The sequence below is a fragment of the Neomegalonema perideroedes DSM 15528 genome, assembly GCF_000374145.1.
Taxonomy (GTDB): Bacteria; Pseudomonadota; Alphaproteobacteria; order Rhodobacterales; family Rhodobacteraceae; genus Neomegalonema; species Neomegalonema perideroedes.
The window spans coordinates 1,050,134-1,074,951 of the sequence record NZ_KB893653.1 but is presented as its reverse complement, the minus strand read 5'-3'; the positions used below and the strand labels follow the sequence as shown (position 1 = coordinate 1,074,951).

Sequence of the window (24,818 nt, the reverse complement as noted above, 5' to 3'; positions counted from 1 at the left end):
CATCCGAAATGGCCTCCATGACTTCGACCAACTCCGCCCCGGCGCGCCCGCAGATCAGGCCGGTCGTGCTTTGCATCCTCGACGGCTGGGGCCTCAGCCCCCGGCTGGAGGCCAACGCCGTGGCGCTGGCCGAGACCCCCGCTTACGACTCCCTCATGGCCTCTTGCCCGCATGCGACCTTGCGCGCCTCCGGGGAGGACGTCGGCTTGCCCGACGGCCAGATGGGCAATTCCGAGGTGGGCCACACCAATCTCGGCGCCGGACGCGTGGTCTGGATGGATCTGCCGCGCATCGACAAGGCCATCCGCGAGGGAACCCTCGCGCAGGCCCCCGCCCTGAAGCGCCATATCGCGGCGCTCAAGGCTTCGGGCGGCGCGAGCCATCTCCTCGGGCTGATGTCGCCGGGCGGCGTCCACGCCCATCAAGACCATATGGCGGCTTTAGCGCAGATCCTCGGCGCGGAGGGGATTCCGGTCCTCGTCCACGTCTTCCTCGACGGACGCGACACGCCGCCTTCGAGCGCTCTGGGCTATCTGGCGGATTTCGAGGCCAAGCTGAAAGGCTCGGGCGCGCGGATCGCCACCGTCTCGGGCCGCTTCTACGCCATGGACAGAGACAAACGCTGGGAGCGCGTGTCTCTCGCTTACGCCGCCGTCGCCCGCGGCGAGGGCCAGCGCTTCGGCTCGGCCCGCGAGGCCGTGGAGGCCGCTTACGCCCGCGGCGAAACCGACGAATTCGTCGCGCCTTCGGTCATCGGCGATTATCTCGGCGCGAAGGCGGGCGACGGCCTGCTCATGGCGAATTTCCGCTCCGACCGCGCGCGCGAGATCCTGTCGGCTTTGGCGGATCCGGAATTCGCCGCCTTCGAGCGCCCCGCGCCCGCCTTCGCGGATCTCTGCGGGATGGTCTCCTATTCCTCCGCCCACGACGCCTTTATGTCGGCGATCTTCCCGCCGCAATCCATCGCGGAGGGCCTCGGCGAGACGATTTCGAAGCTCGGGCTGACGCAGCTCCGCCTTGCCGAGACCGAGAAATATCCCCATGTGACCTTCTTCTTCAACGGCGGGGTGGAAAGCCCCTATCCGGGCGAGACGCGGTTCATGGCCCCGAGCCCCAAAGTGCGGACTTACGATCTTCAGCCGGAGATGTCGGCGCCCGAGGTGGGCGCGGCTCTGGCCTCTGCCATTCGTTCGGGCGAGCAGGATCTGATCGTGGTGAATTTCGCCAATCCCGACATGGTGGGCCATACCGGGATCCTCGCGGCGGCCATGGCGGCTTGCGAAGCGGTGGATCATGAGCTTGGCGAGGCCGTCGCGGCCATCGGGGAGGTCGGGGGCGCGATGCTCGTGGTGGCCGACCACGGCAACGCCGAGGTGATGACCGATCCCGAGACCGGCGAGCCCCACACCGCCCACACCCTGAACGAAGTCCCCGTGATCCTGCTGGGCGCGGATCGGCTGGGCGGCGCGAAGCTCGCGCCGGGCGGCCGCTTGGGCGACGTGGCCCCGACCCTGCTCGACATGCTGGGCCTCGATCAGCCCGCCGCCATGACCGGGCGTTCGCTGCTGATCCGCCCGGGGAAGGAGGCGCCATGACCCGCCTGACCTCCGCCCTCGCTTTGCCCTTTCTGCTCTGGCCCGCCTTCGCCGGAGCCCAGACGACTCCCGCCGATCTGGCGGCTCAGGCTCAGGCTCAGGCCGCGCAGGCCGCGCAGCTCGCCGCCGAGGCCGAGGCCGCCGCCGGACAGGCCCTCGCCGATCAAGCGCGCATCGACGCTCTGGAGGCGGCGCTCCGCGCTTCTCAGGATTCCGCCGAGGACGCCCGCGAGCGCCTGACCGACCTCACCCGCCGCCAATATGAGGCGGAGGACCAATTGCATCGCCGCAAGGCCGAGCACGCCGCCGCCTTCGGCGCGATGATCAGCCTCGCCAAGGCGCCCGCCCCCGCCCTCGCCGCCTATAGCGACCGCCCGGCGCAGGCCGCGCGGGCGGCTTCGGCGCTCTCGGGCCTCGCCGAGGCTCTGGAGCGCGACGCCCGCCAGATGCGCGACGAAATCGGCGAGATCGGCGCCCTCCGCCGCGAGACCCAAGCCGCCCGCGCCGAGGCTCTGGAGCGCATCGAGGCCGTGCGTCTGGAGGACGGCGCGCTCAAGGAGGCCCTGCGCGAAAGCCGGGGCCGGGGCGCCCTCGCCGGAGAACGGGCCGAAAAGCTCCGTCAGGAATCCGAGGATCTGAACCGCCGCGCGGCGGATCTTCAGGCCGCCATGGCTCAGGCCGCTCAGGAGCAGGCCCGCATTCAAGCCGCCGCTCTGGCCGAGGCTCAGGCCGCCGCCCAGCGCGCGGCCATGGCGCAGGCTCAGGCGGCCATGGCTCTGGCGCCGCAGCCTTCGGGGAATCCCCGCCGCCTGCCCTCCGCGGAGCCCGCGCCCGGTTCGGGTTCAGGTTTGGGCGCGGATCTCGGGCTCGGCTTTTCGCCGCCTCCGCCCGGCCCCGCGCCTCTGGCGGGACCAGCGGTCGAAACGGCTTACGCCTCTCCGCCGCGCGAGACGGTCCGCCAGATCTACGAGGCGCCGCCGCAGAATCTCGGCGCCCAGCGCGCCCGCACGCCGGTCATGGGCGCGCGGCTCATGGCGCGCTACGGGGACCGCCTCTCCAACGGACATCGCAGCGACGGCCTGCATTTCGAGGCCGAAGCGGGCTCTCTGGTCTACGCGCCCTTCGCGGGCGTGGTGGAGTTCGCAGGCCCGATGAAGAATCTCTCCAACGTGGTGATGCTGCGCGTGGACCGCGACCATCACGTTCTGCTCGCCGGGCTCGGCGACCTCGACCCCAAGATTCTCGGACGCAAAGGCGTGCAGCTGGCGGCGGGCGAAAGCCTCGGCCGCCTCTCCGCGCCCCACGAAGGCCGGACTCTGGCCGGCTTCTATCTCGAACTTCGCCGCGGCGACGCCATCGCCGATCCCTCCCCCTGGTTCGGCGATCTCAACGAAAGGTGACTCTCGTGATGAATAAAACCGCAATGGCCGCCGTGCTCGGCCTCGCCGTGGGCCTTGGGTTCGGCGCCCCCTTCATCGCCCCGAGCGTCGCCCAGGAGACCGCGGCCGCCGTCCAGCCTGCGGCGCCGGCCTCCGACACCTATGATTATCTGAACCTCTTCGGCGACGTCTTCGAGCGCATGCGCAAGGATTACGTCGAGCCCATCGACGATCAGAAGGTTCTCGAAGCCGCGATCAACGGCATGCTCGCCTCTCTGGATCCGCATTCGGGCTATATGCCGCCCGAGGCCTATAAGGACATGCAGACCGAAACCCGCGGCGAATTCGGCGGCCTCGGCATGGAGGTCACGATGGAGAACGGCATCCTGACCGTCGTGTCGCCCATCGACGAGACTCCCGCCGCCCGCGCCGGAATTCAGGGCCGCGACGTCATCACCCATATCGACGGCGAATCCGTCGACGGGCTGACGCTGAACCAAGCGGTCGAGAAGATGCGCGGCCCGATCAAGTCCAAGGTCACCCTGAGCATCTACCGCGCGCCCTCCGAGGACGACGTCTCCGCCGCCTCGCCGGAGACCTTCGACCTTGAGCTCGAGCGCGACGTGATCCGCGTGCGGGCCGTGCGCTGGGAGGCCAAAGGCGACATCGGCTATCTGCGCATGACCCGCTTCAGCGAACAGACCTATGACAATCTCGAAGCCGGGATCAAGGCGCTGAAGGAGGAGATCGGCGAGGATAAGCTGCGCGGCTACGTGCTGGATCTGCGCAATAATCCGGGCGGTTTGCTGAGTCAGGCCGTGGCGGTCTCCGACGCCTTCCTTGAGCGCGGCGAAATCGTCTCCACCCGCGGCCGCGAGCCCCGCGACGCCGACCGCTACAACGCTCAGCCGGGCGATCTGACCGGCGGCCTGCCCATCGTGGTGCTGGTCAACGGCTCCTCGGCCTCGGCGGCGGAGATCGTGGCGGGCGCGCTTCAGGATCACCGGCGCGGCGTCGTCGTGGGTCAGAAGACCTTCGGCAAGGGCTCCGTGCAGACGATCATGCCTCTGGCGGCGCGCGGCGCCATCCGCCTGACCACGGCGCGCTACTACACGCCTTCGGGCCGCTCGATTCAGGGCCTCGGCATCGAGCCGGACATCGTGGTCGGCAATCTGAAGATCCAGACCCCCGAAGCCGCGACCGCCGCTTCGCGCTCGGAATCCAGCCTGCGCAACTCCCTCGCGAACAAGGATCTCACCGAGGAGGAGCGCGCGCGGATCAAGGCCGAGCATGAGGCCCGCGAAGCCGCCGCCAAGCTCCGCGAGGAGGATTATCAGCTCTCCTATGCGGTGGATCTGCTCCACGGGCTCGCGGTTTACCGAGATTTCAAACAAGCCGCCGAGTAAGCTTTCTCCCACCCGCCCCGCCGGTCCTCCGGCGGGGCGGAGTCCATTCCCCGCGCGGAGGCCCCGCGCCAGCTTCGACCGCTCCCTGAAAGGCGCTCCCCGTGACCAAAGCTCAGACCAAAGCTCCCCTTATGGCCGCCCTTTTCGGGGCCGTCGCCGGCTTCGCCCTGAGCGCGCATTTCTCTTCGCCCAGCTCGGCGGAGGGCGTTCCGCCCGCCGGACTCAAGGCGGCGGCGGAGCAGGACGCGGTTTACGATCAGCTTCAGCTCGTCGGCGAGGTCTTCGATCTGGCCCGCGCCCATTACGTCGAGCCCATCGACGAACAGGAGACCGTCGAGGCCGCGCTGAACTGGATGGCCTATTCGCTGGATCCCCATTCGAGCTACATGGGCGCCAAGGACTTCACCGACGCCCAGACCCAGATCCGCGGCGAATTCGGCGGGCTTGGGCTGAACGTCGGCATGGAGAAGGGCGTGGTGCGCGTCACCTCGCCCATCGAGGACACCCCCGCCGAACGCGCCGGACTCAAAAGCGGCGACCTCATCACCCATATCGACGGCGATTCCCTCGAAGGCGTCTCGCTGGACGATTCCGTGGCGCGGATGCGCGGGCCGGTGCGCTCCAAGATCATTCTGACGATCAAACGCCCCGCCTCCGAAAGCGGCGAGGCCGAAGACCGGATCTTCGACGTGGAGATCGTGCGCGACGTGATCCGCATCAAAGCCGTGCGCTGGTCCGCCAAGGGCGACGTCGGGTATCTGCAAATGAGCGGCTTCACCGAACAGACCTTTGAAAATCTCCAGACCGGGGTGATCGCCCTTCAGGAGCAGCTCGGCGAGAAGCTGCGCGGCTTCGTTCTGGATCTGCGCGGCAATCCGGGCGGTCTGCTGAGTCAGGCGGTGGAGGTCTCCGACGCCTTCCTCGAACAGGGCGAAATCGTCTCGACCCGCGGCCGCGATCCGCGCATGGCCGACCGCTACAACGCCCATCCCGGCGACATCACCGGCGGCCTGCCTCTGGTGGTGCTGGTCAACGGCGGCTCCGCCTCAGCCTCGGAGATCGTGGCGGGGGCCTTGCAGGATCATCGCCGGGCGGTGATCGTCGGCGAGAAGACTTACGGCAAGGGCTCGGTCCAAACCATCATGCCTCTGCCGGGCTACGGCGCCCTGCGCCTGACCACGGCGCGCTATTACACGCCTTCGGGCCGCTCGATTCAGGCGCTCGGCATCGAGCCGGACATCCTCATCGGCGAGGAGGCCGTCGAGCCCCCCGCCGCTCCGGCCTCGGCCGCCCATGCGCGTTCTGAGGCTGGCCTGCGCGGCTCTTTGCGCAACGACAACGGCGAAGACGAAGACGCGGCCAAGGCCCGCGTCGAGGAGGAGCGCAAGCGCCGCGAGGAGGCTCAGAAGCTCCGCGAGGAGGATCACCAGCTCGCCTATGCGGTGGACCTCGTGCATGGGCTGTCGATCTATCATCTGTTTCAGGAGCAGGGCGGCGGACGCTGAGCCCCTGCTCATTCCCCCGCTCATCCTTTAGGGGCCAGCGCCCCCATGAACAGCCGCAAGGCCCCCCGCAACCGCTCTTCGGGGCCCGCCGTCTCCATCGGGGCGGCGGGCGACCATTCCGGCAAATGCCCGTCCGCGGCCATGCGCGCCAGCCCATAGACCAGCGCCCGAGCGGAGAGCATCGCCTCTTCGAGCTTCAGATCCTCGGCCAGCCGCCCCTGACGCCGCGCCGCCTCCAGCAATCCGACCATGCGGCGACGAATGGCGGCGTTCTGGCCGCGCAGAATCTCCGAGCCTTCGAAATCCACCAGAGCGCGCGAACTGACGATCTGGAAATGCGTCGGATTCTTCAGCGCCCAGCGCAGATAGCCCACGCCGATGGCCTCGAAGGCCGCGAGCGGATCCGCCTCTCCCGCTTCGGCCAGAGCCGCCGCGACGGCCTCCGTCAGCCGCCCCCCCGCCTGCTCCGCCAGAGCGGTGAGCAAGGCCGTTTTTGAGCGGAAATGCCGGAAAGGCGCCCCCGGCGAGACTCCCGCCCGCCGCGCGGCCTCTCGCATCGACAATTGCTCGACGCCCTTCTCCTCGATGATCTCCACCGCCGCCGCGACCAGCGCCTCGGCGAGATCGCCGTGATGATAGCGCCTTGGCGGGGCGTCCTCCGCATGGGTCTTTGAAGTCATGGCCGCGCATATCGCCTGTTCGGGCGCCGCCGCGCAAGAGGCGCTTGCCGGAGGGAGGCGAGATAATGTAATCATTGATTACATGATTCCCGGAGGAACCTCTTATGCCGCGCCTGCTCCCGCTTCTGCTCCTCGCTCTGACCGCCGCCGCGCCCGCTCAGGCCGAAGAGCCGCCCATTCTGGAAGTCGTTTGGCCGCCCGCCGGCTCGACCGTCGAAATCGGCTCCGATCCTTTAGGCGTCGTGGGCGTGGTCGTGCGGAGCAATTTCCGCCTCATGCCTGCGGGCTCCTGCGGCGAGGACGCCCGCTGCGGCCATGTCCATATGAGGATCGACCCCGACGGAGATTCCTGCAATCTGCCGGGGCGGTCCTATAACAGCATGAACAGCGACTTCGGCGGCGATCTCATCAAAGCCAATCTCGGTGCCTGCGCCGAGCCCAAAGGCCCGCATGTGATCGGGGTGCTGCTCGCCGACGACCATCATCAGCCGGTCCTCTTGGAGGGCCGCCCGGTCACGGCTTTGGTCCCGATCGTCGTGAAATGAGAAAACCCGGCCCTCCTTTCGGAGGGCCGGGCTTTTTTTGCGCGAAGCGGGGGCTTCAGCGGGCGGCGGCGGTCGAGACCAGCGCGTAGCCCGCAGCCTCATAGCCGTTGAAGCGGGTGGTGGTGGCCGAGCCGTAAGCGCCCAAGCCCTCGAAGATCACGAAATCGCCCTCTTCGACGTCCGCAGGCAGCAGAGGCGCCCCCGGCATCCGGTCGAGCGAATCGCAGGTCGGGCCGAAGACGGTGAAGGGCTGCGGCGCGCCGGAGCGCTCGACGCCCTCCGCCGAGATCACCCGGCGACGCGGCAGGATCTTGAGGATCGGCGCCTCGGCGAGCCCGCCGTAAACGCCGTCGTTGAGGAAGACCGTCTCGCCGCGCACCAGCTTCACGCGGGTCACCAGCGCGCAGGCCTCGGCGACCATGGCGCGGCCCGGCTCGCAGACCAGCGGCGGAACCGCCGCGCCGAAAGCCTCCTGAGCGGCCGCGCGGATGGAGGCGAAATAGGCCTCCAGCGGCGCGACTTCGCCCGGCTCGCCATAGGAGACCGGAAAGCCGCCGCCCACGTTCAGACGATGCAGGCTCACGCCCGCCTCGCGGGCGATCTCGGCGGCTTTGCGGATATAGGCGGCGTGGGCCGTCGCGACGAGGCATTGCGAACCGGGGTGGAAGGTCAGGCTCGGCAGAGCCCCCACCGCCGCCACGGCGCGCAGCAGCTCGACGGCCTGCTCGGGATCGGCGCCGAATTTCGAGCCGAAATCATAGGCCGCCCCCGCGATGGGCAGACGGAAGCGCACCGAAAGCTCAAGCTCGCCGACAAGGCCGCGCGCCTCTTCAAGGATCTTGGCCAGCTCCTGCGGGCAATCGGCGGCGAAGACGCGCACGCCCTCCGAGAGCGCGAAGCGGATCTCGGCGCGGCTCTTGACCGGGTTGTGGTAATGCAGCGGGGCCTCCGGCGCGAAGGCGCGCACGAGACGGATCTCCTCCGGCGAAGCGACGTCGAAAGCCGTCACGCCCGCATGGAGCAGAGCGCGCACCACGGCGGGCTCCGGATTGGCCTTCACGGCGTAGGTGGTCAGGCCGGGGAAGCCTTCGAGGAACCGCGCGGCGGTGGCCGCCAGCACGCCATGCGACAGGCAGAAGACGGGGGCCTCGGGCTGCGCCGAGACGGCGAATTGCGCGGGGGCGTCATAGACGAAAGGAGCCTGAAACATCCGTGGCGTTCCCGAAACCTGAGAGCGAAGGCCGCTGCGAGCCTGACGCGCAAAATATGCCCAAAGCTTCTGTGCGAATCGATCAGCGCATTGCGCGCTAGGACGGAATCTTCATAAGATCAGACGTCGGTTTTCGTCGGATCGCCTATATGAGGAACCTATGCCGGAAGATGTGGAGATCAGCGCCAAAGACCGGGAGCTTCTGGCCATCCTGCGCGAGAACGCCCGCACGCCCATCGCCGAGATCGCGCGGCGTCTGGGGGTGGCGCGGACCACGGCTCAGACGCGGCTCAGCCGTCTGGAGGACACGGGCGTCATCCAAGGCTATGGGGTGCGGCTCGGCGAGGCGGCGGAGCGCGGGATGCTGCGGGCGGTGGTCCTCGTGGCGGCCGAGCCCCGCGCCTACGCCTCGGTGGCGGCGGCTCTGAAGGCTCTGCCCGAGACGGAGGCGCTTTACGCCGCCAGCGGACGCTATGATCTTCTGGCGCGGGTGGCGGCTCCGGGGGCGGCGGCGCTCGACCGCGTGCTGGACCGGCTCGCCGACGTGGAGGGCGTGCAGGACACCGAATCGGTCATCCTGCTCTCGACCAAGCTGGACAGGCGGTGATCCGGAGCGTTTTCCAGCGAAGCCGAAAGGCTTCGCGTCGTGAAAACGCGACCATGAAACCAGAATGTTTTCCAGAGAAGCCGAAAGGCTTCGCGTCGTGAAAACGCGACCAAGAAACCAGAACGTTTTCCAGAGAAGCCGAAAAGGCTTCGCGCCGTGAAAACGCGACCATGAAGGAAGTTAGAGCGTTTGAACGCTCTAAAGCAGCTTCAGCCTTTTGATCAGCCAGACCTCCAGCCCGACCAGCGCGACGATCATCCCGCAGATGATCCAGAAGCCCCAGCGGCTCCCCGCCAGCGGAATCCCCCCGACGTTGGCGCCGAGCAGCCCCGTCACGAAGGTGATCGGCAGAAACACCGCCGAAACCAGCGACAGAAGCAGGATCGTGCGGTTCTGCCGCTCGTTGAGCCGCATATACATGTCGTCGCGGACGAGGGAGGCCCTTTCGCGCAAAGCGTCGAGATCCTCGACGATGCGCTGGAATCCCACCGCCTCCTCGCGGATGGCCTCGGGATCGGTGAGCCATTCCGGCGGCTGCTGGATCAGCTTGCGCAGAGCCTCCGCCTGAGGCGCGAAATGACGCCGCAGGATGATCATGTCCTGACGGGCGTCGTTGAAGGTCGCGTGATGGCGGGCCGGGCGCGGATCGCGCCCCGCGAGGATGTCCAGCTCGAAGGCCTCGATGTCGCTTTCGAGATCGTCGAGCACCGGCTCGGCGTTGGCGCGCAGATCCTCGACCAGCCGCACGACGAAATCCCCGACCGTGGCGGGTCCGCGTCCGCCCTCGCAATCATTGATGACGCCGCCCACCGCCCAGATGCGCTGCGTCACCACGCTGACCGCCCGGGTCGGCGTGACGAAGAGGCGCATGGAGACCATATCCTCAGGCTCGGAGCCGGGATTGAGGTTCACCGCCCGCAGGACGATCAGCGTGCCCTCGTCGAAGCGCGAGACGCGCGGCGCCACGTCCTCCTCCAGCATGGCCCACATGGCCGCCTCGGGCAGGCCCGCGGATTCCATCAGCCAATCCCGCGCCCTCGGCGACTTCAGCCGCAGATGGACCCAGACCCAGCCCTCGCCGGGCGCCGGAGCCTCTTTCAGCTCCGCCCCCCAGTTCAGACGCCGCGCCCGGCCTTCGGCGTCGAAGCGCCAGGCGGCGAGAAGCCCGTGGTCGATCACGGGCGGATCTCCGGCCGCCAGCCGGGCGAGCGGCGATTCGCCCCCGATCGCCCCCCCGCTCGCGCCCTCTTTTTCGCCCATCTTCAGGCCGTCGCGGCCTTCAGGGCCTGCTCCAGATCGGCGAAGACGTCGGCGACGTCCTCAAGGCCGATGGAGAGGCGGATCACTTCATCCCCGGCGCCGGCGGCGGCGCGGGCCTCGGGGGTCATCTGGCGATGGGTGGTCGAAGCCGGATGCGCCACCAGAGAGCGGGAATCGCCCAGATTGGCCACGAGGCTGAAGAGCTTCAGCGAATTGACGAATTTCTTGCCCGCCTCATATCCGCCCTTCAGCCCGAAGGTGAAGACCGAGCCGCCCGAGCCCTTGAGATATTCCTCTGAGCGCGCGCGATAGGGCGAGGATTCCAGCCCGGCGTAGGAGACCCATTCGACTTCGGGGCGCTTCTCCAGCCATTCGGCCACGGCCAGAGCGTTGGAGGAATGCTTCGCGACGCGCAGAGGCAGGGTCTCGGAGCCGAGCATCGTCAGGAAGGCGTTCTGCGGCGAGAGCGAGACCCCGAGATCGCGCAGGCCGATGGCGATGCCGTAGAAGGTGTAGGCCATGGCCCCGAGCGTCGGGTGGAAGGTCAGCCCGTGATAAGAGGGCGAGGGCTCCGAGAGCGCCGGGAACTTGCCCGATCCGGCCCAGTCGAATTTGCCGGAATCCACCACGATTCCGCCGATGGTCGTGCCGTTGCCGGTGATGAATTTGGTGGTCGAATGCACGACGATGGTCGCGCCATGCTCGATGGGGCGGCAGAGGACCGGCGTCGCCAGAGTGTTATCCACCACCAGCGGGATCCGATGGGCCTCGGCGATCTTCGCCACGGCCTTGAGGTCGGTGACCACGCCGCCCGGATTGGCCAGCGATTCGCAGAAGATGGCGCGGCTCTTATCGTCGAGCGCGGCTTCGATGGCGCCGGGCTGCTCGAAATCGACGAAGCGGGCCTCCCAGCCGAAGCGCTTGAAGGCCTGCGAGAATTGATTCGCCGAACCGCCGTAAAGCTTATTGGAGACGACGAAGTTGAGGCCCGGCTCCAGCAGCGGAAACAGCGCCAGAAGCTGCGCGGCGTGGCCCGAGGAGGTCGCCACGGCGCCCGCGCCGCCCTCCAGAGCCGCGAGGCGGGTCTGAAGCGCCGAAACGGTCGGATTGGTCAGGCGCGAATAGATGTAGCCGACTTCTTCGAGGTTGAAGAGCCGCGCGGCGTGATCGGCGTCCTTGAAGACGAAGGAGGTGGTTTGATAGATGGGCGTCTGCAAAGCGCCCGTGGCCGGATCGGGCGCGAGTCCGGCGTGGACGGCGAGAGTATGCAGGCCGGGCGTGGCGTCGCTCATCATGGGTCTCCGTGATCTTTCGCCGCATCCCGGCGCTCGTCGGACATGCCACGCCCCCGCCGCAGGCGCAAGCCGCGCCGGGCGGATTCCCTTATCCGGCGAGACGCGAAAGGACGGCTGATGCGGATCGTGGCGGGACGTTGGCGCGGAAGATCTCTGAAAGGCCCCGAGGCGGGCCGCGAACAGCCGCGCCCCACTTCGGACCGGCTGCGGGAGGCGCTTTTCAACATCCTCGCGCATGGGGGATATGGACCTGAAGAGGGCCCCGCCCTGCCCGAGGGCCGCCGCGTGCTGGATCTCTTCGCCGGGACGGGGGCGCTCGGGCTTGAAGCCTTGTCGCGCGGCGCGATCCGGGCGCTTTTCGTCGAGGACGACGCTTACGCCCGCAGCCTGATCCGCGATAACGTCGAGGCGCTTCAGGCCATCGGCGAGAGCAAGATCTACCGCCGCGACGCCACCACCATCGGCCCTTGCCGCGAGACGCCCTTCGATCTGGTCTTCGCCGATCCGCCTTACCGCAAGGGTCTGGCGGCGAAGGCTCTGAAGGCGGCGGCGGAAGGGGGCTGGCTCGCGCCGGGGGCTCTGATCGCAGTCGAGTTCGCCGCCGACGAAGAAGCCTTGCTCCCGCCCGAATTCTCGCGGCTTGATGACCGCGCCTATGGAGAGAGCCGAATCGTGATCGCCCGCTTTTCGGGCGAGGCCTCCGGCTCCTGAGGAGGACGCCATGGATTCGGAGAGGATCGGCGCGCGGCGCTTCGGCGGCTGGAGCGCGGTTTTAGGCGGATTGCTGATCGGGGCGGGCGTGGCCTTCGCGGGCTGGGCCGTCGGGAGTTCGCTGGTGAAGATGCGTCAGGCGGGCCGCACGGTCTATGTGCTGGGGCTCTCCGAGCGCGACGTCCAAGCGACGATGGGGACATGGCGGCTCTCCTTCCGCGGCGAAGGCGAAAGCCGCGCCGTCGCTCTGGCCGATCACGCTCAGGCGCAAAAGGCGGTCGAGGCCTTTCTGAAGCAGGCGGGCTTCTCCGAAGCCGAATTGACCCTTGAGCCCGCCGCCCTGCGCGTCGAGCGCAGAGTCCAAGAGGACGGGACCGAAACCGCCCGTTATTTCGCCGTGGGCGCATGGCGGGTGCGCAGCCCTCAGATCGCGGCCCTGCGCAAGGCCTCCGGCGAGACGGGCGCGCTTCTGGATCAGGACGTCTGGCTCGGCGACAGCGATTACAGCTCCGGCGACGCCCCGGAATACGCCTTCACCGAGGTCAACGCCGTCAAGCCCGAGATGATCGCCGAGGCCACCCGCGCCGCCCGCGCCTCCGCGCAGCAATTCGCCGAGGATTCCGGCTCGCGTCTGGGCGCCATCGCCAGCGCTGAGCAAGGCGTGGTGCAGATCCTCGCCCGCGACGGCGGCGAATATTCCGAACGCGCCGAGCCCGAGAAGAAAATCCGCGTGGTCGCCCGCGTGCGCTATTATCTGGAGGATTGAGCCGCCCATGGAGTCCCGGCCGATGCTGCCCGTCTCTGAAGCTTTGGATCGCCTGCGGGCTCTGGTTCCGCCCCTGCCGCCCGAGCGCCTGCCTCTGGAGGCGGCTCTGGGCCGCATCCTCGCGGAGGACGCCGCCGCGCGGCTGACCCAGCCGCCTTTCGACGCCTCGGCCATGGACGGCTACGCCCTGCGCGCCGACGAGGCCAAACCCGGCGCCCGCCTGAGGGTGGTCGGCGAGGCGGCGGCGGGCAGGCCTTGGGCCGGCAGGCTCGGGCCGGGCGAGGCGGTCCGCATCTTCACCGGCGCGGCGCTCCCTGAAGGCGCCGGTCATGTGGCCATGCAGGAGGACGCCGCCCGCGAGGGCGACGAGATCCGGCTGCTCGATTCCCTCGACCCCGCCGCCAACATCCGGGCCGCCGGGCGCGACTTCCGCGCGGGCGAGATCCTCATTCCCGCCGGACGCCGCATCGGCCCGCGCGAATTGGGCCTTCTGGCCTCGATGAATCTGCCGGAGGTCTGGGTGGGCCGCGCCCCGCGCTTGGGGATTCTGCCCATGGGCGACGAATTGGTTTCGCCCGGCGCCGATCCGGGACCGGGCGGCGTCGTCGCCTCGGCGCAATACGGGCTTTTAGGACTGGCCCGTCAGGCGGGGGCTGCGGCGCGGCTGCTGCCCATCGCCCCCGACGACCTCGACGCCTTGCGCGCGATCCTGCGCGGAGCGGCGGAGGAGTTCGACCTGCTCGTGACCATCGGCGGCGCCTCGGTGGGCGACCACGACCATCTGCGCCCGGCTCTGGCGGCGGAGGGGGCGGAGCTGGTCTTTCATCGTCTGGCGCTGCGCCCCGGCAAGCCTCTGACGGCGGCGCAGCTCGGAGGTCTGGCGGTTCTCGGCCTGCCGGGCAATCCGGTCTCGGCGCAGGTCTGCGGCGAGCTGTTCCTGCGTCCGGCTTTGGAGCGGCTGATGGGCGGCGAAGGGACGGCGCGGGCGCTCCGCGCGGCGCGTCTGGCGGAGGCCCTGCCCGCCAACGGCCCCCGCGAGCATTACCTGCGCGCCACGCTCCGACATGGCCCGGAAGGCGATCTCGTCCGCCCCTTCGCCGATCAGGACAGCAGCCGCGCCCGGCTTCTGACGGAGGCTCAGGCTCTGATCCGCCGCGCGGCCCGCGCCCCCGCCGCCGAGGCGGGCGCATGGGTCGAAATCCTGCCTTTGGAGGCGCCTTGGTCCTGAATTCGGCCCCTCAAGGCGCTTTGGGATAGGTTTCGGCGAAAGCCCGAGGAAGCGCCGATCAGGGCGCCGATACGGGCCGGATACATGCGGGGAACGTCTTGACGAGACTTCCGAACTTTCATAGAACAATATGGGAAGAAGACGCCGCTTGATCCGGCGCCTCAGCCGATCCTTCCGCGGTCGGAGGAATGGCCGGATCCGTTCAACAAACGACGCGAATCTCCTGAAGGCGGCCGCCCGCCTCGCCGGATCGCGTCCCAGCCGGATCGGGAGACGAGGATGCTCACGCGCAAACAGTATCAGCTGTTGGTCTTCATCGACGCGCGCATTCAGGAGACGGGCATCTCGCCCTCCTTCGATGAAATGAAGGTCGCGCTGTCGCTGAAGTCGAAATCAGGCATCCACCGCCTGATCATGGCGCTGGAGGAGCGCGGCTTCATCCGCCGTCTTCCGCATCGCGCCCGCGCTCTGGAGGTGCTCAAGCGCCCCGACCGCATGGAGCGCGACAAATACGCCGCGCCGAGCGCCGCGCCCGCCGCCGCTCCGGCCTTCCGTCCGAGCGTGGTCGAGGGCCGCAAGCCCGCCGAGCGGGCTCCGCTCGCCGGGATGATCGAAGCGCCGCTGATCGGCCGCGTGGCGGCGGGAGTGCCGATTCTCGCCGAATCGAACATCGAGGCGCATCTGGCCTTCCCCGCCGTGATGGTCCGCAAGGGCGGCCCCTATTACGCGCTGCGGGTGAAGGGCGATTCGATGATCGACATGGGCATCCGCGACGGCGACGTGGCGCTGATCTCCTCCAGCGACACCGCCGAGACCGGCGACGTGGTGGTGGCCCTCGTCGGCGAGGAGGAGGCGACTCTGAAGCGCTTCCGGCGCCGGGGCAGCGGCTCCATCGCGCTGGAGCCCGCCAATCCCGCCTATGAAACCCAGATCTACCGCCCCGAACAGGTCGCCATCCAAGGCAAGCTCGCGGGGATCTTCCGGGCCTATTGAGGCGCGCCGCGAACGAATGAAACGGGCGGAGGCCATGGCCCCCGCCCGCTTCCGAAGAGACGCCCCGTCAGGGCGCGAAGCCGAAGCGGCTTCGCTGGACGGCGCTTTAGGAGGCGGTCGCCTCCGCGAGGCAGGCCACGCCGGTTCCCTTGAGGCCGCAATAGCCCTCCGGATTCTTCGCCAGATATTGCTGATGGTAATCTTCGGCGAAGAAGAAAGGCCGGGCTCCGGCGATCTCGGTGGTGATCGGCCCATAGCCCGCCGCCTTCAGCCGCGCCTCATAGCTCTGGCGCGTCCGATGCGCCGCTTCAAGGAAGGCCGGATCCTCGGCGTAGATCGCGGAGCGATATTGCGACCCCACGTCGGCGCCCTGGCGCATGCCCTGGGTCGGGTCGTGGCTCTCCCAGAAGACTTTGAGCAGAGCCTCGTCCGTCAGGAGGCGCGGATCATAGACCACCTTGACCACTTCGGCGTGGCCGGTCAGACCCGAACAAACCTCTTTATAAGTCGGATTGGGCGTCGCGCCCCCGGCGTAGCCCGCCGCCGTGACCAGAACCCCCGGCAGATTCCAGAATTTCCGCTCCACGCCCCAGAAGCAGCCCAGCCCCAGAAGCACGCTGCGCGCGCCCTCCGGATAAGGCCCTTTCAAAGGCGCGCCGTTGACGAAATGACGCTCCGCGGTGGGGATCGGCTCGGCGCGGCCCGGCAGGCCGCCCGGCGCGCGCCCGGCCGCGGCCGCGGCGAGGGACGAAAAAACGCCAGTCATTGAGATCTCCGAACTCCGGCGCCCTGATGCGCGCGGATTCTCCATATGGGGGAGACGCGCGCCGGAGGAAAGCCCGCAGGCCGAATATGGCGCCTGCGAAAAGCGCATAAGGCCTCCGGGGAAGCTCCGGGTTCCGCTGGCCGCGCGATTGAGAGCGTTTTCCGATCTGATGAGATCCTTCAAAGGCTCTCGCCGCTGTATTGGTCGCCTTTTCACGACGCGCAGCCGAAACGGCTTCGCTGGGAGACGCTCAGCTTCTTATTGGTCGCGTTTTCACGACGCGAAGCTGAAACGGCTTCGCTGAAAAACGCTCTAGCGCCGGATCCTCCGGAAGATCTCCGAGGCCGTCCAGCCCATGGCGATGGCCGCCAACACGCAGCCGATCCCATAGAGCAAGGGCCTTTCGCGCGCCGCCCGCGCCAGAGCCTGCTCGAAGCCGCTAAGCCGCACCGGCATCAGATGGCGCGAGGCCTCCAGATAGCGCCCGTTGCGGGCCATGACGATATGCACGTCGTATTCGCCGCTGACGATGTTGGGCGGCAGAGCGAAGCGGGCGCTGAAGAGCGTCTCGCCGCGCAGATTCACGCCCTCGGGCTCCAGACGATAGATCCGCCTCTGCTCCATCCAGCGCAGAGCGGCGCGCTGGAAGCTCTGAGGATCGGCGGGCTCGCCGCGCGCGTCGACCAGCTTGACGGGCTCCAGATCGGTGAGCTGCACGCCCATCCTCTGAGCCGCCGACAGCATCTCCGAGAGGGGCCGGGTGCTGGCCACGGCGTAATAGCGCGGCGCGTCGGGGAAGCGGGCGCGCTCGCCGTTGACCCAGATTCCAAAGCGCCGCTCCTTGCGCCAGACCACCAAAGGCTCGGTCGGGCCGCGAATGCGGATGGCGATGTCCAGTTCGCCGTCGCGTTCGGTGATGAAGCGGTTGCGCTCCACGGCGCCGAAGACCAGAAGCTCAGATCCGGCGTAGAGCGTCTGAATGGTGATCTCTTCGTCCGAAAGCGCCGAGATCAACCGCTCCTCCAGCTTCTGACGCGGCGGAGCCGCCGCCTCCTGAGCCGGAGCGCCGGAGGCCCAAAGCGCCGCGCCCAAAGCCGCCGCGAGACAGCGCCTCATCCTCCGCCCCTCCGCCATGCGCCCGACCCCTCCTCATGGCGGACGACGTAGAGATCTTCAGGCCCCGGCCGCGCCACGAGGTCGTAGGCGAGCCGCCCCGCCGTGACCAGAACCAGCGCCGCCAGCAGGAATTGAAAGCGCTCGGCCCGCAGCTTGGCGCCGAAGATCGCGCCGATCTGCGCCCCCACCACGCCGCCCACCAGCAGCACCAGAGCCAGCACCACGTCCACCGTCTGATTGACGTAGGCGTGCATGAGCGTCGATGCGGCGGCGACGACCGTGATCTGCATCAGCGAGGTGCCGACCACCACCCGCGCGGGCATCTTGAGGATGTAGAGCATGGCCGGGACCATCACGAAGCCGCCGCCGACGCCCATCACCGCCGAAAGCACCCCCACCGCGAAGCCGATGACCACAGGCGGAATCAGACTGATCGTCAGAGCCGAGCGCGGGAAATGTCGTTTGAAGGGCAGACGCCGGATGAATTTCTCCAGCCGCGAGGGCGGTCCCGGCGGCGGAGGCGGCGCCCCTCGCCGGAGCCAGTCGCGGGCCGATTCCGCCAGCATCAGCGCGCCGACGACTCCGAGCAGCGTCACATAGGAGAGCGCCACCACCAGATCCACCTGACCCGTCTCGACCAGCCAGCGGAAGATCCGCACGCCCGTCGCCGAGCCCAGCACGCCCGCGAGCAGCAGCACGGTCCCCATGCGCGGATCCACGCCGCCGCGCCGCCAATGAGTCAGCAAAGCCGAAAAGGAGGAGCCCGCCACATGATTGCCGCCCGTGGCCACGGCGACGGTGGGGGGCACGTTGGCGAAGATGAGCAGCGGCGTCAGCAGAAATCCGCCGCCCACGCCGAAAAGCCCCGACATGAAGCCCACCCCGCCGCCGATTCCCAGCAACAGGCCGAGATCCACGGAAGTCTCCGCGATGGGCAGATAGATCGAGACCATCGACGCCTCCTCGCTCTCGCCTCCCGGCTCCCCCCGCCGAAACGGGTTCTCTGAACCCCTGATCTTGCGCCCTGCGGCTCTGAGGGGCATATCCCGCATTCCGGATATGCAGCAAGGCCGAAGTTCATGACTCCCCCGCCTCCCTCCGACCCGAACGGCCCTTCCGACCGCGGCGCGCGGCGTCCGGAGATCTTCCCCGTCGATCCGCCTCCGGCGCCTCCTCCCCCCGCCTCTCCGATCATCGAGCGGGCGGCCGGGCGGACCGCGCCGCCCTCCCCGCCCCCTGCGGCTCCGCCGCCGCCCGTGGTCGAGCCTCCTCCGCGCTTCGAGCCGCCGCCCGAGGTCTTCCGGGACGTGGCCTCCTCCCGCGCCTCCTCCCGCGCGGAGGTTGCGGCCAAACCGGCGCCCTTCCTGCTCAAAGGCGAGGAGGCCCCTCCGGCGCCGGTCTTCTCCGCGCAGGACGCCCCGCAGCCCGATTCCCTCACGCCCCAGACCGAACCCGCGGCGGCGGCGGCCAGCGCGGCGCGCATGGTCCGGGGCTCGGCGCTGAGCCGGCTCTTCTGGTGGGCTTTCGGCGGATTCCTGACTTTGGCCTTGTCTCTGGCCGCTTATGAGACCATCGCCGGGCTGCTGACGCGCAACCTCTGGCTCGGAAGGACCGCCATGGTCCTGCTGGGGCTGGCGGTTCTGGCGCTGCTGCTCATGGCGGCGCGGGAGCTGGCGGCCCTCTCGCGGCTCAGGAAGGCGGAGGAGACTCAGATCCTCGCGGTCCGGGCGCTGCGCCATGAGGACCGCCCCGCCGCCGAGGCCGCCCTGAAGGATCTGGAGGCCCTCGCTGCTGGCCGCCCCGAACTCGCCGAGGCCCGCGAGCGGGTCAAGGCGCTCAAAGGCGACCAGCCCGACGCCTCCGGCCTGATCGCTCTGGCGGAACGGAGCTATCTCGCGGGCCCCGACGCCTCGGCGCGTCAGGCCGCCGCCGAGGGCGCGCGCAGCGCCGCCGTGGCCACGGCGTTGATTCCGGCGGGAATCCTCGACGCGATGGCGATCCTCTACATCAACCTCAGGATGATCCGCCGCATCGCCCAGAGCTACGGCGGACGCGGCGGCTGGCTCGGGGGCTGGCGGCTGATGAAGCAGGTGGCGGCCCATCTGGCGGCCACAGGAGCGGTGGCTCTGGCCGACGACCTCATCGGCCCGGCTCTGGGCGGCGGAGCGGTGGCCAAGCTTTCGCGGCGCTTCGGCGAGGGGCTGCTCAACGGCGCCCTGACCGCCCGCGTCGGCGTGGCGGCCATGGAGGTTTGCCGGCCCCTGCCTTTCCACGTCTTGTCCAAACCCTCAGCGCGCGGGATCGCCGCCGAGGGGCTGAAGGGCCTCGCCGACCGCTCCGGAGGAGACGGCGCGGCTTCCTAAGGATTTAGGCGTCTTGTGGTCGCGTTTTCACGACGCGAAGCCTTTCGGCTTCGCTGGAAAACGCTTAGGGCGCCTCGCTCCACCAGACTTCCGGCCGATAGCCGTAAAGCGGATCTTTCTCCGGGCGGCGCATCCCTTTGCGCCAGGCCAGCTTGTCGGTGGGCTCCCACCAGAGCGGCACGACATATTGATTCGCAGTCAGCAGCCGGTCGAGCGCCCGCGCGGCGGCTTCGAAGGGCGCGCGGTCGCGGGCCTCCAGCAGAGCTTGGATCATAGCGTCCACGCCGGGGCTGGCGACGCCCATGTAATTGCGCGTGCCGGGGATCTCGCGCCCCGCCGAGCCCCAGTAGAGCGTCTGCTCGTTGCCCGGAGAGAGCGACAAAGCCCAGAAATTAAAGACCATGTCGTAATCATAGTCGTTTTTGCGGGCGGCCATCTGAGCGGCGTCGACGGTGCGGGCGCGCATTTGAATCCCGAGGCTCTTCAGCGCCTGAGCGAAAGCCCCCGCCACGCGCTCCTCCTCCACGCCGGAGGTGAGGATCTCAAAGGCGAAGGGCTCTCCGGCGGCGTTCTTCAACACGCCCCCCTGCGAAACCCATCCCGCCTCGCGCAGCAGGGCCGCCGCCCGACGCAGCCGCGTCCGGTCGCGGCCCGAGCCGTCGGAGACCGGCTGCGCGCAGGCCGCCTCCAGCGCGCCCTCAGGCAACTCCCCGAGATAAGGCGCGAGCAAAGCCCGCTCGGCTTCGTCGGCGGGGCCGGAATCGCAGCCCAGCGCGCTATTGCCGAAATAGCTCTGAATCCGCGCATAGGCCCCGTAATAGAGCGTGCGGTTCAGCCATTCGAAATCCAGCGCGAGCGAGACGGCTTCGCGCACGCGGCGATCCTGAAACAAAGGACGTCGCGTGTTGAAGACGAGGCCCCTCATGCCGGTGGGACGGCCATGGACGACCTCGCCGCGCTCGACCGCGCCGGAGCGGAAGGCGGGGAAATCATAGCCCTGCGCCCAGCGTTCGGCGCTCTGCTCATGGCGGAATGTCACGAGGCCGCTCGTGAAGGCCTCCCAGAGCGCGTTGGAATCGCGGAAATAGAGATATTTCACCTCGTCGAAATTATGCAGCCCGCGATTGATCGGCAGATCCCGCCCCCAGTAATCGGGGTTGCGGCGGAAGGTCAGGGAGGCGCCGGGGTCCACCTGAGAGATCACGTAAGGCCCGGAGCCCAAAGCCGGACGGATCGTGCTGACCGAGAAGTCCTTCCCCTCCCAATCGGCTTTCGAGAGGATCGGCATGAGCCCCAGAATCAGAGGCAGCTCGCGGTCGCCCTCGCCGAAGACGAACCTCACCCCCCGCTCGCCGACTTTCTCGACGCTTGAGACCTTGCGGTAGGAGGAGCCGTAATTCGGGCGGCCCTGATCGCGCAGAACCTCCATGGAGAAGATCACGTCCTCCGGCGTGACGGGCGATCCGTCGCTGAAACGGGCCTCCTCGCGGATCGTGAAGAGCGCCCATGAACGATCTTCCGGGGTCTCGACGCTCTCCGCCAACAAACCATACAGCGTAAATGGTTCATCGTGATTGCGCGTCAAAAGCGATTCGAAGGCGAGATCCCGGATCACCCAAAAAGGCGAAGAGCCGCGGATGATGAAAGGTTGAACGCTGTCGAAGCTTCCCGTCAAACCATAGACGATGGAGCCGCCTTTGACGGCTTCCGGATCGGCGTAAGGCAAATGCGGCGCCTCGGGCGGCAGAGCGGGCGCGCCATGCATCGCGAGTCCATGGACGGGAGCCTCTTGCGCGGAGGCTTGCGGGAAAGCGGGGCTCGCCAGATAGGCGAGTCCGCAGGACAGAAGCGACACCGCTTTGAAAAGGCTCTTCATTTCACATCCTTGACCCCAAATGCGCAGCACGCCCCCTATACGGGAGCCCTGAGCCTGAGTCGATTTCGACGGGAATTCCATAGCGGTCTTCCTCCTCATGCGTTCAGAATTCGGCGGACGAGCGCCGCGCCGCCGACCTCACAGGCCCCTTCATGCGGCTTGAAGGAGACAGTTCAAGGGGCTGATCGGCTTGAATCTTCATGCCCCTTGCATTTCAGCCTTGCCAAACTGCCGCCACATTAAGTAAAACGAATGCACTGCTCGATAGGTTTCTTGCCTGCATGAAACCTGCCTCAATCCGACTTCAGGGACGCCGCAAGGCGTCCCTTTTTTCTTGCGTCGCGCGCCCCAAGGAAAGGGCGCCTTTCGCACAGGGGCGGTCCGGAGGGGGCCCAGAGGCGGCCGGACTCGAGGATCCGCGCGGCCGCGCCGAGCATCCGCGACGATTTCGGCGAAAATATCGCCCGAAACGCGCAATTTTCTGACCCTCTCCCGAGCACAAGCCTTGACGCGCCGCCCTGAGCCGCGCGAGACTCCCGCCCGGACGGCGCATAAGGCGAGGGAGGATTCCGCCATGACCAAGGTTCGCCAGATTCTGGACCGCAAAGGCTCGCAAGAGGTGGAGTCCATCCGCCCGACGAACACTCTGGCCGAGGCCGCCGCGCGGCTCTCGGAGCGCAAGATCGGCTGTCTGCTCGTCCTCGACGAGAAAGGCGCCATGGTCGGCATCCTCTCGGAGCGCGACATCGTGCGGCTCGTCGGCCGCGAAGGCGCCGACCGCCTGAAGGATCCGGTCTCCACGGCCATGACCGCCAAGGTGCAAAGCTGCGCCTTCAACGACGACGCCATTCAGGTGCTCTCGCGCATGACCAAGGGACGTTTCCGCCACATGCCCGTCATCGAAGGCGGCGAGCTGGTCGGGCTGGTCTCCATCGGCGACGCGGTGATCGCGCGCATCGAAGCGCTGCAGCTGGAGAACGAAGCCCTCGCCGATCTGATTCGTTCGGCTTCGGCCTGACCCCGGCGACGGAACGCTTCATCTTGGACCTATCAGGAGTGCGGCCTATGGCGCATCCGGCGGGCGGGCGGCCGCGCATCGGACTCTATCCGGGCACCTTCGACCCGGTGACCCTCGGGCATCTCGACATCATTCGTCGGGCGATGTCGCTGGTGGATCATCTGGTGGTCGGGGTGGCGGCGGGCTCGAGTTCGAAACAGCCGATCTTCAGCCTCGCGGAGCGCGTCGCGCTCATCGAGACGGAATGCGCGCCTCTGGCCGAGACCGCCGGCAAGACGCTGGAGGTGCGCCCTTTCGACAATCTGCTGATCCATTTCGCCGAAAGCCTCGACGCCGACCTCATCGTGCGCGGGCTGCGGGCGGTGGCGGATTTCGAATATGAATTCCAGATGGTCAGCATGAACCGCGCCATGAATCAGAAGATCGAGACGGTCTTCCTCATGGCCGACGCCCATCGTCAGGCGATCTCCTCGACTCTGGTCAAGGAGGTGGCGCGCTATGACGGCGACATTTCGAAATTCGTGCCCGCCCGCGTGGCCGAGGCGCTCAAACGGCGGCTGGAGGAGCGCAGGCGCGCTCTGGAGACCGCCGCCCGCTGACTCCTCCTCATATCGGCCCTCCCCTCGGATCCGCGGCGGCGCGGACCCTCCGTCTTCGCCGCCGCGCCCGCGTTGACAGCTTGGGCCGCGCGAGATATGCGGCCATCTTCCGCGCGTCGTTTTTCGCGCATCACGGCCCGCGCGTCGTTTTTCGCGCATCAAGGAACGCACAGCCCATGTTCAAACGCTCTTTCGCGTTCGCCGCTCTGGCGCTGGCCTTCACCGTCGCGCCTTGGGCTGCGGCCCCCCTCAGCGCCCAATCCCAGGAGACCGTCGTGTCCGAAGCTCAATCCGAAAACATCCTCGTTCTGAAGCTCAAAGACGGCGACGTGGTGATCCGCACCCGCCCGGACCTCGCGCCGAACCACGTCGCGCGCATCACCGAACTGGCCTCTCAGGGCTTTTACGACGGGATCGTCTTCCACCGCGTGATCCCCGGCTTCATGGCCCAGACCGGCGACCCCACCGGCACCGGCACCGGCGGCTCGGGCCGCAAGCTGCGGGCCGAATTCTCTTCGGCCCCCTTCAAGCGCGGCACTCTGGGCATGGCCCGCAGCGCCTCGCCGGACAGCGGCGACAGCCAGTTCTTCATCTGCTTCGACGACGCTCCCCACCTCAACGGCCAATACACCGTCTGGGGCGAAGTGATCTCGGGCATGGAGTTCGTGGATAAGATCAAAAAGGGCGCGGGCGGCGGCGGAACCGTCTCCGATCCCGACAAGATGATCAGCCTGCGTCCTCAGGCGGCGAATTGAGTCTGAATCCCGACCTCAAGCCGGAAGACTTCGATTTCGATCTTCCGGAAGAGCTCATAGCCCTCCGCCCGGCGCGTCCGCGTCGGGCGGCGCGGCTTTTGGATCTCTCGGGCGGAGGGACGGCCGACCGCCATGTCTCCGATCTGCCCGAGCTCCTGCGCCCGAACGACATTCTGATCTTCAACGACACGAAAGTGATTCCCGCCCGGCTCTTCGGACGCAGGCTGCGCCCGGACGGCGGCGCGGCGAAGATGGAGGCGCTCCTGCTGGAGCCTCTCGCCGAGCCGGGAGTCTGGCGGGCTTTGATCCGCCCGGCCAAAAGGCTGAAGGAGGGCGACCGCCTCGTCTTCGGCCCCGAGGAGGGCGCCCCTCTGCTGGAGGCCCGCCTGCAAGCCCATGAAGGCGGCGGCGCGGCGCGTCTGGCCTTCGACCGCGCGGGCGAGGCCCTCGACGCGGCGATCGCTCAGGCGGGGGTGATGCCCCTGCCCCCCTATATCGCGGGCAAGCGCCCCGCCGATTCCGCCGACGACGCGGATTATCAGACCCTCTTCGCGACCCGTCCCGGCGCGGTGGCGGCGCCCACGGCGGCGCTGCATTTCGATCCGCCTCTGATGGAGGCTCTGGCGGCGCGCGGCCTGCGCAGCGCCCGCGTGACGCTGCATGTGGGCGCGGGCACTTTTCTGCCGGTCAAGGCGGCCGCCCTCTCCGATCACGAGATGCACGCCGAATGGGGCGAGATCTCCGCCGAGACGGTCGCGGCCATCGAAGAAGCCCGCGCGGCGGGCGGCCGCCTCGTGGCGGTGGGCACCACGGTGCTGCGCCTTCTCGAAACGGTCGCGTCTCTTCACAATGGCGCGCTCGGCCCTTGGTCGGGCTTCACGCGGATTTTCATCGCGCCCGGCTGGCGCTTTCAATCCGCAGATCTTTTGCTGACCAATTTCCACCTGCCGAAATCGACGCTTTTCATGCTGGTCTGCGCTTTCGCGGGCGAATCGCGCATGAGGGCGGCCTACGCCCACGCCATGCGCGCGGGCTATCGCTTTTACTCTTACGGCGATTCTTCGCTGCTGGAGCGCCTCCCCCCATCAGAGGGAGTGTTGACGCCGACGCCGCGGCTTTGATAGCGATGCGTCAGGGAGCCCCTC

Annotated in this window: 23 protein-coding genes; 15 read left to right on the top strand and 8 right to left on the bottom strand. The window is 68.2% G+C overall.

What is annotated here, in order from left to right:
• Positions 1-8 precede the first annotated feature (8 nt).
• From gpmI to B161_RS0105160, 4 genes are all read left to right on the top strand, one after another.
• Positions 9-1,595 (top strand): 2,3-bisphosphoglycerate-independent phosphoglycerate mutase, encoded by a 1,587-nt coding sequence (gene gpmI / locus B161_RS0105175; RefSeq protein WP_018632311.1) that lies wholly within the window; start codon positions 9-11, stop codon positions 1,593-1,595.
• Positions 1,592-2,995, top strand: coding sequence for a murein hydrolase activator EnvC family protein (locus B161_RS16800; protein WP_018632310.1), 1,404 nt, complete (start codon positions 1,592-1,594; stop codon positions 2,993-2,995). Before gpmI ends, B161_RS16800 begins: the two co-directional genes overlap by 4 nt.
• Before the next feature lie 8 nt (positions 2,996-3,003).
• The gene (locus B161_RS0105165; RefSeq protein WP_040788920.1) at positions 3,004-4,380 is read left to right on the top strand and encodes a S41 family peptidase; all 1,377 of its coding nucleotides are present in this window, start codon (positions 3,004-3,006) and stop codon (positions 4,378-4,380) included.
• Between the two features lie 131 nt (positions 4,381-4,511).
• Positions 4,512-5,885 (top strand): S41 family peptidase, encoded by a 1,374-nt coding sequence (locus tag B161_RS0105160; RefSeq protein ID WP_018632308.1) that lies wholly within the window; start codon positions 4,512-4,514, stop codon positions 5,883-5,885.
• A gap of 20 nt (positions 5,886-5,905) precedes the next feature.
• On the opposite strand, the gene B161_RS0105155 is transcribed toward B161_RS0105160, so the two are convergent.
• Entirely contained in the window at positions 5,906-6,565 is a 660-nt protein-coding gene (locus B161_RS0105155) for a TetR/AcrR family transcriptional regulator (RefSeq protein ID WP_018632307.1), read from the bottom strand.
• A gap of 104 nt (positions 6,566-6,669) precedes the next feature.
• Here B161_RS0105155 and B161_RS0105150 point away from each other — a divergent pair, with 104 nt between their 5' ends.
• The gene (locus B161_RS0105150) at positions 6,670-7,110 is read left to right on the top strand and encodes a hypothetical protein (protein ID WP_018632306.1); all 441 of its coding nucleotides are present in this window, start codon (positions 6,670-6,672) and stop codon (positions 7,108-7,110) included.
• A 55-nt stretch (positions 7,111-7,165) separates the two neighbouring features.
• Here the strand turns inward: B161_RS0105150 and B161_RS0105145 are convergent, their stop codons facing one another.
• Complete coding sequence (locus tag B161_RS0105145; protein WP_018632305.1) at positions 7,166-8,320, bottom strand: type III PLP-dependent enzyme; 1,155 nt, start codon at positions 8,318-8,320, stop codon at positions 7,166-7,168.
• Between the two features lie 160 nt (positions 8,321-8,480).
• Between B161_RS0105145 and B161_RS0105140 the strand changes: the two genes are divergently transcribed.
• Positions 8,481-8,927 carry an Lrp/AsnC family transcriptional regulator gene (locus B161_RS0105140; RefSeq protein ID WP_018632304.1) on the top strand — a complete coding sequence of 149 codons (447 nt, stop codon included), beginning with the start codon at positions 8,481-8,483 and terminating at the stop codon, positions 8,925-8,927.
• A 198-nt stretch (positions 8,928-9,125) separates the two neighbouring features.
• On the opposite strand, the gene B161_RS0105135 is transcribed toward B161_RS0105140, so the two are convergent.
• Complete coding sequence (locus tag B161_RS0105135) at positions 9,126-10,187, bottom strand: CorA family divalent cation transporter (protein ID WP_018632303.1); 1,062 nt, start codon at positions 10,185-10,187, stop codon at positions 9,126-9,128.
• Between the two features lie 2 nt (positions 10,188-10,189).
• The gene (locus B161_RS0105130) at positions 10,190-11,482 is read right to left on the bottom strand and encodes an O-acetylhomoserine aminocarboxypropyltransferase/cysteine synthase family protein (protein WP_018632302.1); all 1,293 of its coding nucleotides are present in this window, start codon (positions 11,480-11,482) and stop codon (positions 10,190-10,192) included.
• Positions 11,483-11,599: 117 nt separating this feature from the next.
• Here B161_RS0105130 and rsmD point away from each other — a divergent pair, with 117 nt between their 5' ends.
• The 4 genes from rsmD to lexA all read left to right on the top strand — a co-directional run bounded on the left by rsmD (position 11,600) and on the right by lexA (position 15,180).
• The gene (gene rsmD / locus B161_RS0105125) at positions 11,600-12,193 is read left to right on the top strand and encodes a 16S rRNA (guanine(966)-N(2))-methyltransferase RsmD (RefSeq protein ID WP_018632301.1); all 594 of its coding nucleotides are present in this window, start codon (positions 11,600-11,602) and stop codon (positions 12,191-12,193) included.
• 10 nt (positions 12,194-12,203) lie between these two features.
• Positions 12,204-12,959, top strand: a complete 756-nt coding sequence (locus tag B161_RS0105120; protein WP_018632300.1) for an SIMPL domain-containing protein — start codon at positions 12,204-12,206, stop codon at positions 12,957-12,959.
• A gap of 7 nt (positions 12,960-12,966) precedes the next feature.
• The gene (locus B161_RS0105115) at positions 12,967-14,187 is read left to right on the top strand and encodes a molybdopterin molybdotransferase MoeA (protein WP_018632299.1); all 1,221 of its coding nucleotides are present in this window, start codon (positions 12,967-12,969) and stop codon (positions 14,185-14,187) included.
• 279 nt (positions 14,188-14,466) lie between these two features.
• Positions 14,467-15,180: a transcriptional repressor LexA gene (gene lexA, locus B161_RS0105110; RefSeq protein ID WP_018632298.1), complete on the top strand. Its 714-nt coding sequence runs from the start codon at positions 14,467-14,469 to the stop codon at positions 15,178-15,180.
• A gap of 106 nt (positions 15,181-15,286) precedes the next feature.
• Here lexA and msrA read toward each other — a convergent pair whose 3' ends face one another.
• The 3 genes from msrA to B161_RS0105095 all read right to left on the bottom strand — a co-directional run bounded on the left by msrA (position 15,287) and on the right by B161_RS0105095 (position 18,015).
• The gene (gene msrA / locus B161_RS0105105; protein WP_026310205.1) at positions 15,287-15,946 is read right to left on the bottom strand and encodes a peptide-methionine (S)-S-oxide reductase MsrA; all 660 of its coding nucleotides are present in this window, start codon (positions 15,944-15,946) and stop codon (positions 15,287-15,289) included.
• 312 nt (positions 15,947-16,258) lie between these two features.
• Complete coding sequence (locus tag B161_RS0105100) at positions 16,259-17,062, bottom strand: TIGR02186 family protein (protein ID WP_157755528.1); 804 nt, start codon at positions 17,060-17,062, stop codon at positions 16,259-16,261.
• A complete protein-coding gene (locus B161_RS0105095; RefSeq protein ID WP_018632295.1) occupies positions 17,059-18,015 on the bottom strand; it encodes a sulfite exporter TauE/SafE family protein in 957 nt (318 codons plus the stop codon). Before B161_RS0105095 ends, B161_RS0105100 begins: the two co-directional genes overlap by 4 nt.
• 126 nt (positions 18,016-18,141) lie before the next feature.
• On the opposite strand from B161_RS0105095, the gene B161_RS16795 reads away from it, so the two are divergent.
• Positions 18,142-19,425, top strand: coding sequence for a TIGR01620 family protein (locus tag B161_RS16795; RefSeq protein ID WP_018632294.1), 1,284 nt, complete (start codon positions 18,142-18,144; stop codon positions 19,423-19,425).
• Between the two features lie 64 nt (positions 19,426-19,489).
• Here B161_RS16795 and B161_RS0105085 read toward each other — a convergent pair whose 3' ends face one another.
• A complete protein-coding gene (locus B161_RS0105085) occupies positions 19,490-21,301 on the bottom strand; it encodes an extracellular solute-binding protein (RefSeq protein ID WP_018632293.1) in 1,812 nt (603 codons plus the stop codon).
• A 574-nt stretch (positions 21,302-21,875) separates the two neighbouring features.
• Between B161_RS0105085 and B161_RS0105080 the strand changes: the two genes are divergently transcribed.
• The 4 genes from B161_RS0105080 to queA all read left to right on the top strand — a co-directional run bounded on the left by B161_RS0105080 (position 21,876) and on the right by queA (position 24,794).
• Positions 21,876-22,319, top strand: a complete 444-nt coding sequence (locus B161_RS0105080) for a CBS domain-containing protein (protein WP_018632292.1) — start codon at positions 21,876-21,878, stop codon at positions 22,317-22,319.
• 47 nt (positions 22,320-22,366) lie between these two features.
• Positions 22,367-22,918 (top strand): pantetheine-phosphate adenylyltransferase, encoded by a 552-nt coding sequence (gene coaD, locus B161_RS0105075; RefSeq protein ID WP_018632291.1) that lies wholly within the window; start codon positions 22,367-22,369, stop codon positions 22,916-22,918.
• Positions 22,919-23,094: 176 nt separating this feature from the next.
• Positions 23,095-23,673, top strand: coding sequence for a peptidylprolyl isomerase (locus B161_RS0105070; protein WP_018632290.1), 579 nt, complete (start codon positions 23,095-23,097; stop codon positions 23,671-23,673).
• A complete protein-coding gene (queA, locus tag B161_RS0105065) occupies positions 23,670-24,794 on the top strand; it encodes a tRNA preQ1(34) S-adenosylmethionine ribosyltransferase-isomerase QueA (RefSeq protein ID WP_018632289.1) in 1,125 nt (374 codons plus the stop codon). The genes B161_RS0105070 and queA overlap by 4 nt, the downstream gene beginning before the upstream one ends.
• The last annotated feature ends 24 nt before the right edge of the window (positions 24,795-24,818 follow it).